This is a genomic window from Amycolatopsis coloradensis (assembly GCF_001953865.1).
Taxonomy (GTDB): domain Bacteria; phylum Actinomycetota; class Actinomycetes; order Mycobacteriales; family Pseudonocardiaceae; genus Amycolatopsis; species Amycolatopsis coloradensis.
This window is the reverse complement of record NZ_MQUQ01000023.1, coordinates 1-15,558: the sequence shown is the minus strand read 5'-3', so window position 1 is coordinate 15,558 and position 15,558 is coordinate 1. Positions and strand designations below refer to the sequence as shown.

Here is a 15,558-nt window from a genome sequence, read left to right as displayed (position 1 = left end):
GGTGTACCGGACGGCGGCTGAATTGGATGAGAGGCTCCAAGTGGCTGCTGTGACTGGGCACCTGGATCAGGGCGAGGGAGGGTATCGACTTCCTGCGGGATCTGGCCAGCAGTCTCTATCGGGAGGCATGGACCGCGTTCAGGCACCTGGTGGCGGCACGCGCTGCCCCACGTCGTGCAACTGAGCTGGGCTTCCGTATGAGAGTTGACCTGGGCCCGATCGCGGAGTTGCGTCGTGGATTGGAAGTTCGGCCTGGTCTCGCCGACCTCGACGCGCTGGCGGCGCGCGGCACGCGTGTTCGCGAGGAGGCCGACGCACGCCTGTTCGCGGTCTCCCGACTCCTGGAAACCGTCAGTGGCATGCCGTTTGTTAACAACGTGATCAGCCAGTTCTCTCGTGCCCTCAGTACCGCGCTGGCTTCGGCGCCGCAGGCAGTCCCGGTGCCTTCTTCGGGCCCGGAGGAGCGTGAGCGGTTCGTCGTTGGGATCGATCGGGTGCGCGCTGCTCACCAACGTGGCTGGTGAGGACCTGCGGGATGCAGATCTGGACGGCGTTCCGCTGGTCCGGGGGGTGTCCCTATGGAAGTTGTCAAGCCGCTTGGGGTTCGGGGTGCTGGTAGTGGGTCTTGTTGTGGAGCATGGCGAATAGCACGTCGCAGCGTCGTCGGGCGAGGCAGATGAGGGCGGCGTTGTGTTTCTTGCCTTCGGCTCTTTTGTGGTCGTAGTAGGCCCGGCTGGTGGGGTCGGACAAGGCGGCGAAGGCGGCGAGGAAGAACGCGCGTTTGAGCTTGCGGTTGCCTGTTCTGGCCGGGTGTTCGCCGCGGATGCTGCTGCCAGATCGGTGAGTGACCGGCGCGATCCCGGCGTAGGCGGCGAGGTGTCCGGAGGATTTGAAGCCGGAGGCGTCGCCGATCTCGAGCAGGATGCGGGCGGAGGTCCTGACTCCGATGCCGGGCATCGAGGTCAGGACCTGGGCGAGAGGGTGCGCATCGAGGATCTCCTCGACCTCGCTGGCGACGTTCTTTCGTTGTGTCAGAACGGTTTTGAGGCTTTCAGCCAGACGCGGGAGGATCTTGTCCGCTGCGGTGGTTCCGGCGACGGTGACGGTCTGCTCGTCCAGCGCGGCGAGGATGTTCTCGACCAGTGTGGCGCCCATGCGCGGGGCGTTCTTGGTCGCGATGGAGGCCAGTTTGCGGCGCCCGGCCTTGCGGATCCCGATCGGCCCGCCGCAGCGGATCAGGATCTCCAGCACGGCCGGGTGGCTGACTTTCGGGCCGAGGACGCGTTCGAGGGCGGGGTGGATGCCGGTGAGCAGCCCGCGGATGCGGTTGCTGATCCGGGTCGCCTCGGCGGCGAGATCATCGTCGTAGCCGATGAGCACATCCAGCTCGGCCAGTGCGTCGTCATCGACGTTGAGGTGGCGCAGCGTGTGCGGCAGGGTGCGCGCGGCGTCGGCGATGACGTAGGCGTCGCGGGCGTCGGTTTTGGCGTTGCCAGGGTAGAGGTCGGCGATGCGGCGCATCGCCAATCCTGGCAGGTAGCCACGTCGTGGCCGCAGGCGCGGGCGACCGCGACTGGCAGGGCGCCGTTGGTCGCGGGCTGGTCGACGACGACCAGGATCGGCCCGTGAGCGGCGAGTTTGTCGAACATCGCCCGCAGTTTGGGTTCGGTGTTGGGCAGCGGCGCGTCGTGCAGCCGCTTGCCGGCGGGGTCCAGGCCGACGGCGTGATACTCACCTTTGCCGACGTCGAGCCCGAGGAACACGCTGTAGCTGTAGTTCACGTGAAGTGTCTTCCGTATCGTCGCGCGTGGTTCGCCAGTCGAGCATCAAAAGCCGGCAGCCACGTTACGACGAGACCTACCCAACGGGCGGCCGTGTCCCTATCAGCGGTCCCTCGATGCCACCAAACCCGGTGACACCACCCCCCGGATCATGGAATCGACAGGGGGACTTAAGTCATGCCGGGCCTGGCGACCACGAACTCCTTGATCAGGAGCTACGAAGAAGGTAACGGGGTCGTTGCGGCGTGTGGCTTGCCTTCGCTGCAGGGCCGTCGTCAGCCAGCGCGACAACCAGCCCCAGCCCATCTTGACCACTGTGACGACCTCTCTGCCCGACGGCCGCGCGGCCACTCCGTGATCGGGACCCACTCGACTGGGCCGCGGCGACACCACCGGGATACGACGAAGTCCGTGTGTCGTGTACAGCTCAAGGAATAGTGTCCGGGCGGCATGATCAGCAACCGGCTCGGCTCATGGTCGGCGATGTTCTCGACAGAGATCAAAGAACCTGGGAATCGGCCACCGCCCGGTAGCCGGCGGCGGTCCCGGCGGGGGCGGGGTTCCGCACCGGTTGATCCGCGTCGGCTCGGCGGCTTGTGCGGTGCCCGCGATGCCGAGGGACGCCGCACCGGCGGTGGCCGCGGACCTCATTCTAAGGAAGCCGCGGCGAGAATGAGGAATCGACATACGACCCGCCTGTCGGCCAGCGAGACGAAGACCATCGGGGCCAACCCAGTTTCCCACTGGACCAGCGCTACCAACGGCGTGCTCGCACAGCGAACCCACCGATCCTTTCCGACTGCCCCCGGCATTGGCGATCGCGTCCATCGACGACCGGTCGCTCTTCCTGACACATTTGGCCTAATCCGTTGTTCTTTCACGAATGTCGTATCCTGCGATTCACTGCCCCAATCACCGATAGAGTTATCGTCATGCGGGGTGGGGATGTGATCGGCGGCAGGTACCGGCTCGAAGAAGACGTGGGCGCGGGCGGCATGGGCATCGTCTGGCGCGCTGCCGATCTCGAACTGCGCCGCACGGTCGCGCTGAAACAGACCAGTACGGGCGACGGTGAACAGATGAGCCGCGAAGCGCGCATCGGGGCAGGCCTTCAGCATCCGAACGTGGTGACCGTCTTCGACGTCATCTCCGAAGACGGTGAGCACTGGCTGGTCATGGAATACCTGCCGTCGCGGAGCCTGGCCAGGATCCTCACCGAAGACGGCAGGCTGTCCCCACGCGCCGCCGCCCATATCGGCGCGCAGGTCGCGACAGGGCTTGCGGCCATGCACGCCAAGGCGATCGTGCACCGCGACATCAAGCCGGGGAACATCCTGGTGACCGAGGACGGAAACGCGAAACTCGCCGACCTGGGCGTCGCGGTGTGGTCGAGACTCACGGTGACCGGATCGGAAAACGTGGCGGGCACACCGGCGTACTTCGCACCGGAACTGGCGGACGGGATTCCCGTTTCCCCCGCCTCCGACATCTACTCACTGGGTGCCACCCTGCGCGAAACCGTCCGCGGCGGTGACGACCGATTCGCCGCCATACTGGCCAAGCTGACCGCCCTTGATCCGACCTGCCGGCCGTCCGCCTCGGAAACCGCCGCCTGGCTGCGAAAAGAGGCGAACGGGAAACGCGCGCTGCCCCGGCACGCGGTCAAGCTCGCCACTCTCGGCACGGTGGCGATTCTGGCGGCAGGCGCCGGCACGGTGGCGGCGCTGACCACGACGCCGGACACACCGGAGGCACCTGCCACCCCGGCCGTGACGGCGGCGAACCTCGCGGTGAAAGCCGTGCGAGCGACCACCAGCGACGGGACGAACCAGCCGGGCGACAGCATCGACGACAATCCGGACACCAGGTGGGCGGCACCCGGCGACCAGCAGTCGATCACCTACGACCTCGGCTCGCCGCAGACCGTCACCGCGGTGAGCATCGCCTGGCTTCTCGGCGAATCACGGGTCACGACCTTCGACATCCAGACCTCCATGGACGGCACCGGCTGGGTCACCGCGGCCGCCAGGGTGCGGAGCCGTCTCGAACCGGGCCAACTGCCGTACTTCATCTCGCAGGTCCAAGCCCGCTACGTCCGCATCGTCGGGCACGGCAACGACGAGAACGAGTGGAACTCCCTCACCGAGGCCGACGTCCACGGCAGCACGCCGTGCACACCCGGGAAGGTGCTGGGTCTCGCCAACTGGAAACTCGTCCTGCCCACCGCCGATCCCGGCACCCCCGACAAGCGGGCGAACGAGATCACCCAGCCCGCGCTCGACGGCTACACCGATCGGTGGTTCGGCCCCACCGCCGCGTGCGACGGCCTCCGGTTCCGCAGCGCGGTCGACGGGGTGCCGGAACCCATCACCAGCAAGCACCCGAGGTCACAGCTCTACGAGATGACGGCCGACGGAAAGGCACCCGCCGCATGGTCGTCCGGCTCGGGAACCCACACCCTGACGATGGACGTGGCGGTGACCCACCTGCCCAACTCGAAGGAAGCCGTGGTCACCGGTCAGGTCAACGACGTCAACGGTGACCTGACCTCGTTCCAGTTGAAAGGCACCAGGCTCTTCCTGACCAGAGGTGACAATTCCAAGTACAAGCTCGTCACCGACAACTACCGCCTCGGCACCCGGTTCCGGCTGAAGTTCGTGGTCGGCGGCGGAACGATCAAGGCACACTACAACGAAAACCTGTGGGACACGATCCCGGCGGAGTTCACCGCCGGGCATTTCCGCGCCGGTGCCAAGACACTCGCGAACTGCCGCGACTCTTTGCCTTGCGATCCCGGCAACTACGGCGAGGCCATCGTCTACGGTTTGACCGTGACCCATGAGCCGTGAACCATCACCGTTTCCTACCGCGCGGTCCGAGGGGCCGAGCGTCCCTCAAAGCCCCTTGGAGTGAAGCCATGAGGCGAATCCGCGTACTCGCCGCGCTGGTCGTTTTGGCAGGCTCGGTCGCCGCGCCGGGAACCGCCGCCGCGAGCCCGTCCGGCCGCTGTGTGTATCCGGCCCAAGTGCTGGACCTGGAGAACTGGAAGATCACCGTCCCGGTCGACGACCCCGCCCAGCCCGGCACCCAGCCGCTGGACGTCACCCAGCCCGCGCTGAACACCTACCGGCTCCACGAATGGTTCGTCCCCACACCCGCGTGCCGCGGCGTCCGGTTCCGCAGCGCCGTCACCGCGACGACCACGCCCAACAGCAGATACGGCCGATCGGAACTGCGCGAGATGACCGGCGGCACCACGCCCGCCTCTTGGTCGTCCACCACAGGCACACATACGCTGACCGTCGACGAATCGTTCGACCGTCTCCCCGCGGACAAGCCCCACGTGGTCGGCGCGCAGATCCACGACGCGGACGACGACCTCTCCGCGTTCCGGCTCGAGGGCACCGACCTCTACCTCACCAGGGGCGACGACCCGCACTACCGGCTCATCACCGCGAACTATCTGCTGGGCACCCGTTTCCAGGCGAAGTACGTGGTGCGTGGCGACCGGATCAACGCCTACTACAACGGGACACTGCAAGCGAGTTTTCCCGCCGCGTTCGCCGGCGGCTATTTCAAGGCGGGCGCGTACACGCAGGCCAACTGCACCAACTCGGCACCATGCGCGGACCGCAACCACGGGCAGGTGACCATCTACCGGATCAGCGTGACCCACAACCAGGGCGAGCCCCTCACGAACGCACCGAATAGTTGGCCCGGACGCCGATGAGCGACGATCCGACCGGATACCGGAAATGGAACACGACAGCCGATGACAGCGGCGCAGGCCCGATGTACGGCCGCTCCTCCTGGACACCTGCCGAGGACGACCCCCACCGCAGCGGGAAGCGCGACTCCCGACGTCGGGCCGTCAGTAGCCGTGGGAATGAACGGAGAGCCAATCGATGTGTCGGCGTTTCACGATGTCACGTTCGGCGGTCGTGGGCAGCAGGACGTCGGCGCCTCCGTCGTAGGGTGCGTGTATCCGGTCGACGGACAGATTGGTGATCATCACATCGGCGACAACTTCGTCGGCCACGTCGCGGAGCAGGTCATCCAGCAAACCGGGCTGCCAGGTCGTGCGGTCGACGTACAGATGGGCGTAGCGGGGGTCGGTGTCGTCTTCGTCGTCGAGCAGGGATCTCCAGTGGCGAGCGCCTGGAAGCTGACGTGCGCGCCGTGGCGACATCGCCTGCGGCTCCGGATCGTCGGACCAGTGGGTGGTGATGATTCGTATGTCTTGCCCTTGGAACAGCTCGTCGAGGATCGAGTTGTGGCGATGCAGTACGACGTCGTACTCGGCGTCGTGGTCGGGATAACGCTTGGACTCCGGCAGGCTGTGGAAACGTACCCACCGATCAGGGAAGGCGCGGTTCAACATGTGGGACAAGGGAGGGCACCCGGGCCACTGCTGCTGCCACAGCGCTGATAGGTCGTCGTCCGACACACGGTCACCCTTCTCCAACTGCCAGTCGGGCTGAGGCTCCGCCTGCCACCGGATCGACCGAGCCCGATGAACCTACGCGCGGGGCCCTCTTTACGCAGCTTCTTATCCGCTCATCGGCATGGCTGGGCGAAGACGAGCGGTGGGAGCTCCTCAACATCAAACCGAAAATGCTGCCTCGGCTGGATGAGATCGAGGATGACCTGCTGGCTCGCCGCCCCCGCGCGCAGCACGAAGCGTGGCTTGGTGAGGTCGAGGGCATCGATCTCACCCTGACCTTCCTCCGGCAGATCCTCGCGGCCTGAACCTCACTCCTTGGGTTGCCGCACACCCGACCAATCACCGCGACGTCGGACATTTGCTCCTGTCGCCCGCCACCATCGCGACCAGTGAGGCGATACCGCTAGTCGCCGAGGCGCTGGGCCTGGTGGCCGTTGCTGATCTTCCCGGCTCGCCGCCCGCAGTGGCGGAGCACCTCACGCGCCTTGTACTCGTCGGCGACGTGGCGCATGTGCTCTACGGCGGGTCCGGTGACCTCTACCGCCCAGTCGGCTCCGAATGGGTAGCTGCGGCCGTCGAACAGGGATTCATCATGGTCACGTGCGGGATGGACCCGTGGACCGGTGACGACTTCGATCAACTGGACCGCTATCTGGCCGAGGAGCACCGGTTGTTCATAGGACGCGTCCGGCTCCATGTCGAGTCCACGGGCGCTGGGTGAGAAGACCTTCCGGGGCTTCCGGCCTCCTCGTTCGGTCTGGGTAAATCTCAGCCAGATCTACCCCCGTCGGCGAGTCCAGAGGCGATATCTCGAATAGACTCGACCTGCAGGAGACGGTCCGCGGCGAGCTGTCGATGTGGAAGACCAGCACGAACGGCCACAGGGTCGGGTGATGTCAGCAGCTCCGGGTCGCCGTCGGCCTGGGCGACACCCTTCTTATACGGGCGGTGCGTCGGGGCCAGGGACGGCGACCAGGTCGGATTCGGCTTGGGAGTGCCATCCGGCGCCCTGAATGGCCTGTTCGTCGGCGAACCTGACGACTGGTCGGGAACGCTCACAAGATCGAACTACGAGGTTCCGGCTGCTGGCAGGCTGGAACGATGACCGACGCGGCGCTGCCTGATCTGTGGCTCGACTGGTGTGTGGTCACCGGCAACCGAGTCGACATTCGGGACGAGGCTGTACTTGAGGAGTTCGCCCGGCAGGCCGCGCCGTCACAAAAGCTGCTCAGCGCGCTGAGGTCCCCGGCGGCCGCGCCGACCTGGCCGCCCGCCCTGCGGGACGACGCGTTCGCACTCGAGCGGCTTGTGCACGGAGGCACAAGCCGGATCAACGATCCGGACACCGGCTGGATCGCGCGGCTGCGGTTGCGCAGGTTGTTGTTCTCCGCGGTGCTGCTGGCGCCGCCGGACCAGGGCGGCCTGGGGCTGAGCCGGGGCCAGGTCCGCGACCTCACCGCACAGCGGCTGCGCGAACTGCGCCCGGATATCGGGCGGGCTGACGAGGAAGCGTCGTGCCCGGCGTGTGCCGTGTGGTCGTGGCTGGACATCATCGGTACGAACAACGGCTGGTCGCAGGGGGCGCTCCGGGAGCTGGGGCAACGGCGGGACACGCCGGCGGGGGAACGTCACCGTCACGAGCTCGACGATCCGAGCCCGGACTGGTTGGCCTGGCCTGGCCTGAACAGGCGAATCTTCTGCCGGCGATCGACCAGTGGGGCTACGTCGACCCGTACGGCTCAATGCACCCGTCGTCGCTGTCAGGCCTGGTGCGGGCGATGGTGACTCTGATCGCGAGTCGCGACACGCCGCATCGCCGCGCCGAGTCAGAGTCGGTCGGCAGACAACGCGGTATCACGGCTGACGAGGAGGCAGCCATCCTCGCCCGGGCGGATGAGGTGAACGCCCGTGTCGCTCGGATCCTGGACGAGTACGGATAGAGTTGCCGCCATGGGATTCGACTGGGAAGCCATCCTGGGGACAAGCGGAGCCAGCCTCAACGATGCCTACGAAACCGCAGTGTCGGCGGTCATGTACCCGGATCAGTCTGGGGTCGAGTCTGCCCAGCCGTTCCCGGTCGGGGACGAGCACGACGACACGATGGCCTGAACTTCTGAGATCGACTTGTCCTCTGCTATCTGGTGCTCGCCCTCGCGCGTTTGGCGACTGACGACCTCGCCGAGACCGAGCCGGATCATGATCTCGTGCAGGTTTGTCTAGAAGCAGTCGATTACCGGAGCACCGGAGGCCAGGGCTGACTGTTGGAGCGAAGGCTCCACTTTGAATCTTCCAGGCTTCGGCGGCGGTGGTAGCTATGACTTGTTGTACCTCTGTGGCGACTATGACGACCAGGATCGTGCAATGCGGTCGAACACGACGAGATCCTAGCCCGTTGTACACAGGAGTTCGCCGCACGGCCCAACAGCTGCGGCGCGGGTTGCGCGGAAGTCAAAGGTGGCGATGTCGTGCCCGGTGGCAGGGTCCCAGACCTTACCCTGTCATCCAATCCGCTGGTGATGGCGATGGGTTGGTCGTTGAGGATGCCGCAAGCAACGGCTGCGGCATTGTTGTGGCGGGTGAAGGTGGTGACGTTTTCGCCGGTGACGAGGTCCCTCACCTGGGCGGTACTGTCCAAGCTGGCGGTGATGGCTATGGGCCGGTTGTTGAGGGTGGTGCAGGCCACCGCCTCAATTGACGCGGTATGACTGGCCGCTGGACCGATGGGGCACCAGCGCCATACGCGAACCCCTACCACGCAGAGGAAGCCCGGTCTGGGCCCAGGTTGAAGCGGCCTTGCTGTGGTGGTGAGGCGCTTGGCGCGGCTGTGCCGTGGTAGCCGAGTCGCGACGCCGGTGGATCTCGCCGTTAGCGTCAGTCTCCGGCGCCCGCACCAGAGTGGATCAGGTGGAATGTGGGCTGCCCGTGTCAGATCGAGGACAAGAGGCGCAGGCCACACCGGACAGTGGGTGTCGAGCCTATTCAGCGCAGGGCGAACTGGGTTTGCGGCCGCGCTGATCGTTCTCGGGAGGAGTTCGACGAAATACTTCTCGCTCCCAGTTCGCCCTGATCGCCGTTTGAGTAAGCGCTGATATTCGGGGCGTGACTTGTCGGCGTCGATCTCTTAGGCAAAACGTTTCTGCCTCGATGTGAGTTCGGTAGCAGGCATTGCGCTCCCGCAATAGGCTGGTGGCGGCTGCGGGTCGGCTTCGCCGTTGAGCGCCTTGGTGAAGTGGTAATTAAAAAACGCCACCACTATAGAAACGTGCCACTAGGGCGCTCATGGCGCTCTCACCCAGACATCGAATGTTTTCATAGATTGTCAGTCTCGCAGAGTTGTGGCCGCGATGTTTGCAGCCACTTAGGGAAGTGCGGGTGGGCCTCGGTCGATCCACTGTCCGGAAGCTTCGGGGCGGCTCAGCCTGCCCATCTGGTCGCCCCTTTGGCCATGTCCACGCCATCACCACAGATTTACCGTGAGTTCGGAGCCCCACCCTGATTGAGGGAGGACGAAGTGGCTGCTGAGGGTGTTCTTCGCTTTGTGATGGTCCGGCCGGCGAAACTTCCGCCGCCGACGGCCGCGGGTGTGGTGGTCGGCGAGACGGGCGTGGAGTCACCGTTGTTCCAGCGGCTCAGGGAGGCCGCCGACGCGGGCCAGGACCGGGAGTCGTTGGCACAGTTGGCGCGTGAGCACGGCACGGAACACCCGGCGGACGAAGTGGACGTGAGCCCGCTGCTCGCCAGGCTGGACGAAGCCGAGGACCGGACGGTGGCCGACGTCGACCTCGATGCGACCGCGCAGGAGGTCTACGGGAGGTCGCTGGCCGACCTGGTGACCAGCGACGAGTTCCGGGCCGCTGAGACCCGGGCGGCGGACGCGCTGGTGGCCGGCGCGCTGCTCGGTGAGCCGGGCGCCGAGTCGGACACCCGCGCGCTCAAGGCGATCGCGCTGGCGCGGGCCGTCACCGAAGGTCAGGCCCCCGGCGAGCCGGTGCGGGAGTACCTCGCCCGGACTCCGGTCATGCTGCCCGACCTGGTTCGCCGCGCTCCGATCCCCGTGTCGCCTCCCACGGTCCGAGCTGAGCCGGAGCGGGACTGGCTCTCGGCGCTGGACACCGCGCACCGCGAGATCGCGGCACTCGTCCTGGACGACCGATATCAGGCCGCCGCACCCGAGGCGGACCACGGACCCGACACCCCTGGCTCGCCGACACGCCGCTCGTCGACGCCGGGACTCCGGTTGACACCCGATGCACTGACCGGACTGAGCCAGTCGACGCGCGAGGTGGCCGAGCGGCTCGGCCTCGCCCGAGACGTACTGGATCCGGTGCGCGCGATCGCACTGATCGAGGCCGAGATCCAGTCCGCAAGTACCCGCACGACAGGTCCGGTCGTAAGCTTCACCGGCGGGATGGTGGACGTCGCGGAGTTCAAGCAGTCAATGGCGGTCCAGGCTGTCCCACCCACCGGCAGCTTCCAGGCCGGGGTGGCCGACCTGTTGGTCCTGCGGCAGAAGATCAAGGCGTACGAGCTCGGCGAGTTCGCGCACATCGAGAACGTGATGTCGGGCGAGACCCGGGAACGCAACACCAGGCGGCTTTCCCAGAGAGAACAGGTCACCGAGACCGAGTCGGAGTCGGAAACCGAGAAGGAACGCGACCTCTCCAGCACCCAGCGCAACGAGCTACAGAACGAGGCGCAGAAGACCGTCAAGTCCTCAACCGAGATCGAGGCAGGTCTGCAGGTGACCGGGTCGTACGGACCAGCCGTCTCCTTCACTGCCAGCCTGAAGGCCGGCTTCTCGTCCTCAACCGAGGAAGCGCAGCGCAAGGCGTCGTCGTTTTCCCAGGAGGTCACCCAGCGCACCGTGGAGAAGGTCAGGGAGAGCGTGCGCAGTCTGGTGCGCCTGCGGACCCTGGAGGAGTTCGAGGAGACCAACGGGCACGCGTTCGCCAACTCCAACCCGCTCAAGCACATCCGGGGCATCTACCGCTGGCTCAACAAGGTCTACGACGCCCAGGTGTTCAACTACGGCCAGCGGATGATGTTCGACTTCGTCGTGCCGGAGCCCGCCGCGTACTTCCTCCACGCCCTGGTGGAGAACCCGCCGAAGAACAGCGACCTGGTCAAGCCGCAGCCACCGGACTTCTTCGGGCAGGCCCTCAAACCGTCACACCTGACCCGGACCAACTACCACGACTACGTGGCCCGCTACCGGGTCGCGAACGTGCCAGCCCCGCCGCCCCAGTTCCAGACCGTGGCCTTCTTCGAGAAGCAGGACGGCAGCGACGCCACCGTCAACATCGGCCGGGCAGGCAAGCTGGACGTCCCCGCCGGGTACCAGACGTTCCATGCCACCGTGCAGACCGACTACGTCTTCCCGGTGGACGGTGAGAGCCACACCTTCCGGGTCGTGGTCGGTGGCAGTTCCTTCGACCGGACCGAGTTCTGGGGGGCGGAGGGCAAGACCCTCAACGCCCACCAGAAGGAGCTGTCGATCGCCTTCAAACTGTTGCACGTCCGGGCGTTCGCGATCGGTATCGACGTCCAGTGCACGCTGACCGACGAGGGCTTCGCGAGGTGGCAGCACCAGGTTTACGACGCGGTCATCCAGGCCTACCAGCAACAGCTCGCCGAGTACCAGGACCGGCAGGCGCAGACGGAGTTGCAACAGGGCACCAAGGCTTTCGGCAACAACCCGCTGGTGAACGTCAGGATCGTGCGCGATGAGCTGAAGCGCTGGCTGATCATGATGCTGACCGGCAACGCAGACCTCAACCTCGACTCGTTCCAGCCCTCGGTCCCCGGCACCGACCCGAGGCTGAACCTGCCGGCGGCCTACGACAACGGCAAGTTCATCCGGTTCTTCGAGAACGCCTTCGAGTGGCACAACATCCTCTATATCTGCTACCCGCACCTCTGGGGCAGGCGAGCCCGCTGGATCAACGCGTTGAACCTCAGCGACCCGGATCCCGACTTCGCGGCGTTCCTGCGGGCCGGCGCCGCACGGGTACAGGTGCCGGTCCGGCCGGGCTTCGAGGCGGCCGTCGCCTACTACGCGCAGACCGGGGTGATCTGGGACGGCAACGACGTCCCCAGCGTCAACGACCCGCTGTACCTGCCGATCGTCAAGGAGATCACCGAGAATCTCGGCAAGCTCGACAACGGCGTGCCCTACCCGGCGGGCTCGAAACCGTGGGAGGTCAACATGCCGACAGACCTGGTGCTGGTCCAGAACGTCGACGAGGTGCCGCCGCTGCGGGACGCGCTGTCGAACAAGCAGGTGAACCTGGCGGCGACCGACGCCACCACCGAGGAGTAGTGCAGTGGTGACCTACCGGCTCGACGCGGACTACGACCGTGACGGGCGGGTGAGCGGACGCCCGGACGAGCACGACCTGCGGCTCACCGGGCGCGGCGCGATCCTCGTGGCCAACCTGGATGTGGATGCCCGGATGCTGCCCACAGTGGTGCGCCCTGGGCAACCGGTGACGGTGGACGCCGCGCGCACCAGCAAGGCAGCGACCGACAACGAGCCGAGCGACGTTCGGGTCGTCGAGACTGCGCCGGCCGGTGGTCCGTGTCCGCTCGTGCTGAAGATGAACGCAGCCGACGCAGCCCGGCTCGCAGTGTGGGAAGGCAGCCACCGGGTAACACCGGCGAGCGCGGGCGGTGAGGCCCGGTTCCCGCTGACCGGGCCCGGCGCGCTCCGGTTCGAGGCGACCGACCTGGCAGGCGCGCCACCCGCGCTGTCCGGGCTCACCCCGAGTCAGGCCGCTCCGCCCGGGCCGGGTATCGAGGTGCGGCTGGACTGCGACTCCGCGGCCGGGCCGCAGGATGCCGGACAGTTCACGCTCGCGCCGCTGCTGTTCATGGACAACGGCGGGCAGACCCGACGGGTGTACATCTGCGAGGTCGCCGACGCTCGGGTAGCGGCGCCGCACCTGCACGAGAACACCCCGGCGGTGCGGGACGTCGCCGCTGCCCTGCGCCCGCTCGGAGTACCGCTGGTCACTGTGCCCACCGACGTCCACGGCGGCGACGCATGGATCCAGGACCAGTACCAACTCGGCTACCTGCACGGGCCGGCCGGGTGGATGTATGTGGTCCTGCACCTGCCGCGCACCCGCGCCGACACCAGCCTCGCGTTGCGCGACCAGAACCTCAGCACGCTGGTCACCAGCCACTTCCCGGCCCGCGACGTCGGCGTGTACGACGCGTTCTGGCACCGTGACCTGGAGGTGCGCGCCGCGAACGGCACGACGAGCCGGATCGCGTTCTCCGACTCGGACCGGGTATTGACGGTGATGACGCGGGTCTTCCTGGCCGAGCGCAAGCTCCTCAGGCTGATCCGGTACGTCCTCACGGGTCCCGCCGCGGCGGCACGCAACGAACAACTGCCAGGCGTCAGCTCGGACTTCTTCACCGCACGCAACCACCTGCCACGCCTGCTGACCCAGCTGGAGCGAACCGCCGACGAGATGGCTACCAGCCAGTTGTGGCAGAACAACCGGGCCGGGCTGAGTCAGGTCAAGACGCTGGCCAAGGCCGAGGTCACCGCGGCCACCCAGGCGGTCGTGGTCCAGGCGGCGCCACCTGCCGTGCGGCTGCGCCTGCCCGTCACCGCGAATCGCCCGGGACGCGACATCGACCTGTCCGCCGCCGAAGCCGACCGGCTCGCGCAGCGACTGCGCACCTTGCACTCGTCGCACAACTTCGGCGGCAACATCGAGGTGGGCCCTGCCACCCGGGACGCGCCGCTCGGCAAGGTCGTCGTCGGCAACGTGACCCGCACCGAGGCGGGGCAGACGGTCACCGACATGGACCCGCACCTGCTCGCGTTCCTGCGCGGCCAGGCGCATGGCGGGCAGCCGCTGGTCGAGATCGACACCAGCTGGTTGGACGTCGGTCATGTCGACGAAGTGCTGGCGTTTGTGCCGACCCAGAGCAACCGGTTCGGCACCGCCACGCTGCGTGCATCGCCGACGGTGGCGTTCGCACTGATCGACGCGCTGGCGAACCGGTTCTGGGACGGGCTGTCCATCCTGGAACGGTCGCAGTATCCGAACCCGTACCGCTACTCGGCGGTCCTGCCGCGCCGGACCGACAAGGGCACAAGCCCGGTCACCATGCTCATGCGTGGCCAGGAATGGCTGCACGACGATTCGCCGGACCTGATGAACCCTATCGAGCCGCCGTTGATCTACACCGAGCTGGCCAAGGCGGACGCGGCATTCCAGATCTCGGCACACCGCATACCGCTGCCACACCCGCCCCAGCGGGAGAGCTTCGGCCCGTTCCCGGCGGACATCAGCATCTTCGAGTTGCCGCATTTCGACGACGGCACCAACGCCGACCTGGAGGAGAACCAACTCACCGAGATCGAGCAACGGCTCACCGACGCGTTCGGCAACGTGCCGATCCTCCGCCTGCCGGTGATCTTCGACAATCTCGACAAGGCCACCGGAACGACCAAGGCGTTCACTCCGGACCTGGCGAACCTGCAAGTCGTCGGGGACCGGCTGCTGGTGCCGCGCCCGTACGGCCCCCGCGCCCGGGTGCCCGACGCGGTGGCGGTGCTCCGTGACGTCGCGGCGACCCACCGTGACGTGGAGGCCAGCGCGTTCACCGATAAGGACCTCCGTACCCGCCGCCTGGACCGCACCTACATCTGGGTACGCGACGCGTTCATCCTCGGCAACGGCGGCAACCATGCGGCGTCACTGGCGGACGCCTTTGCCGACGGCTTTCCCGGCGTTGCGCAGGAAGAGGTGCGCAAGCGCATCATCAGGGCGAACCCCGGCGCGTTCTTCCCCAACGGAAACCTGCGATCAGGCTGGCGAAAACTGTCCATCCCGGAGGGCACCGTCGACGTGTTCGAGGCGTGGACCGATGCAGTGGCCAGGTCACTCGGGCTCACCGTCCAGTGGGTGGATGCCTGGTACTACCACATCCGACTGGGCTCGATCCACTGCGGCACCAACGTCATCCGCCGCCCACGAACCGACCGGACGTCGGCGTGGTGGCGGCAGGCCGCCATACCTCAACCAGTCGCGTCAAGACGCTGAACGACCTGCCATCCGGCCCGGGAACGTGACTTCGAAGACCAGGCCGCTCTTGCAGCCGTGGTCCTCAAAGGGAAGCGCGTCGATCAGTGGCAGTTCATCGGCTGTCCGGCCCCGAGGTGTTGCCGAGTCCGCCTCGTCCAGTGCGGTGATCTTCGCCTGAAGTTGCTTCTCGTCCTTGGCTAGTTCGTTGTAGCTGCCTCGCAAAGCGGCTTAAACGGGTCGTCTGAGGTTGCCCCTGTGGACCGGACACCCTGATCCCAGACAGTGG

Annotated in this window: 11 protein-coding genes and 1 pseudogene; 10 read left to right on the top strand and 2 right to left on the bottom strand. The window is 66.7% G+C overall.

All coding sequences use genetic code 11. The features are described 5' to 3' along the window. The first annotated feature begins 197 nt into the window (after positions 1–197). Positions 198–524, top strand: coding sequence for a hypothetical protein (locus BS329_RS35825; RefSeq protein WP_076167279.1), 327 nt, complete (start codon positions 198–200; stop codon positions 522–524). A gap of 64 nt (positions 525–588) precedes the next feature. Here BS329_RS35825 and BS329_RS35820 read toward each other — a convergent pair. Continuing rightward, positions 589–1,781 (bottom strand): annotated as a pseudogene (locus BS329_RS35820) (IS110 family RNA-guided transposase). A 932-nt stretch (positions 1,782–2,713) separates the two neighbouring features. Here BS329_RS35820 and BS329_RS42130 point away from each other — a divergent pair. Continuing rightward, entirely contained in the window at positions 2,714–4,630 is a 1,917-nt protein-coding gene (locus BS329_RS42130) for a protein kinase domain-containing protein (RefSeq protein WP_084750602.1), read from the top strand. Between the two features lie 68 nt (positions 4,631–4,698). Next, positions 4,699–5,511: a polysaccharide lyase family 7 protein gene (locus BS329_RS35805; protein WP_076167278.1), complete on the top strand. Its 813-nt coding sequence runs from the start codon at positions 4,699–4,701 to the stop codon at positions 5,509–5,511. A gap of 141 nt (positions 5,512–5,652) precedes the next feature. On the opposite strand, the gene BS329_RS35800 is transcribed toward BS329_RS35805, so the two are convergent. Then, complete coding sequence (locus BS329_RS35800; protein ID WP_076167276.1) at positions 5,653–6,228, bottom strand: DUF3885 domain-containing protein; 576 nt, start codon at positions 6,226–6,228, stop codon at positions 5,653–5,655. Positions 6,229–6,395: 167 nt separating this feature from the next. On the opposite strand from BS329_RS35800, the gene BS329_RS45280 reads away from it, so the two are divergent. From BS329_RS45280 to BS329_RS35775, 7 genes are all read left to right on the top strand, one after another. Further along, positions 6,396–6,530: a hypothetical protein gene (locus BS329_RS45280; RefSeq protein ID WP_279628244.1), complete on the top strand. Its 135-nt coding sequence runs from the start codon at positions 6,396–6,398 to the stop codon at positions 6,528–6,530. 53 nt (positions 6,531–6,583) lie between these two features. Further along, a complete protein-coding gene (locus BS329_RS42990; protein ID WP_143253332.1) occupies positions 6,584–6,946 on the top strand; it encodes a hypothetical protein in 363 nt (120 codons plus the stop codon). 380 nt (positions 6,947–7,326) lie between these two features. Next, positions 7,327–8,010 carry a hypothetical protein gene (locus BS329_RS35790; RefSeq protein WP_076167273.1) on the top strand — a complete coding sequence of 228 codons (684 nt, stop codon included), beginning with the start codon at positions 7,327–7,329 and terminating at the stop codon, positions 8,008–8,010. 165 nt (positions 8,011–8,175) lie between these two features. Next, a complete protein-coding gene (locus tag BS329_RS44035) occupies positions 8,176–8,334 on the top strand; it encodes a hypothetical protein (RefSeq protein WP_167480055.1) in 159 nt (52 codons plus the stop codon). Positions 8,335–8,690: 356 nt separating this feature from the next. Next, positions 8,691–8,930 carry a hypothetical protein gene (locus BS329_RS35785; protein ID WP_076167271.1) on the top strand — a complete coding sequence of 80 codons (240 nt, stop codon included), beginning with the start codon at positions 8,691–8,693 and terminating at the stop codon, positions 8,928–8,930. A gap of 806 nt (positions 8,931–9,736) precedes the next feature. After that, complete coding sequence (locus tag BS329_RS35780; RefSeq protein WP_143253331.1) at positions 9,737–12,544, top strand: hypothetical protein; 2,808 nt, start codon at positions 9,737–9,739, stop codon at positions 12,542–12,544. A 4-nt stretch (positions 12,545–12,548) separates the two neighbouring features. Further along, complete coding sequence (locus BS329_RS35775; protein WP_076167267.1) at positions 12,549–15,290, top strand: protein-arginine deiminase family protein; 2,742 nt, start codon at positions 12,549–12,551, stop codon at positions 15,288–15,290. Positions 15,291–15,558: the final 268 nt, after the last annotated feature.

Bases quoted from the DNA above. Each gene is read 5' to 3' on its own strand.
- BS329_RS42130 (WP_084750602.1), top strand. From the start codon at position 2,714: ATGCGGGGTGGGGATGTGATCGGCGGCAGGTACCGGCTCGAAGAAGAC.
- BS329_RS45280 (WP_279628244.1), top strand. From the start codon at position 6,396: ATGCTGCCTCGGCTGGATGAGATCGAGGATGACCTGCTGGCTCGCCGC.
- BS329_RS35805 (WP_076167278.1), top strand. From the start codon at position 4,699: ATGAGGCGAATCCGCGTACTCGCCGCGCTGGTCGTTTTGGCAGGCTCG.
- BS329_RS35790 (WP_076167273.1), top strand. From the start codon at position 7,327: ATGACCGACGCGGCGCTGCCTGATCTGTGGCTCGACTGGTGTGTGGTC.
- BS329_RS44035 (WP_167480055.1), top strand. From the start codon at position 8,176: ATGGGATTCGACTGGGAAGCCATCCTGGGGACAAGCGGAGCCAGCCTC.
- BS329_RS35825 (WP_076167279.1), top strand. From the start codon at position 198: ATGAGAGTTGACCTGGGCCCGATCGCGGAGTTGCGTCGTGGATTGGAA.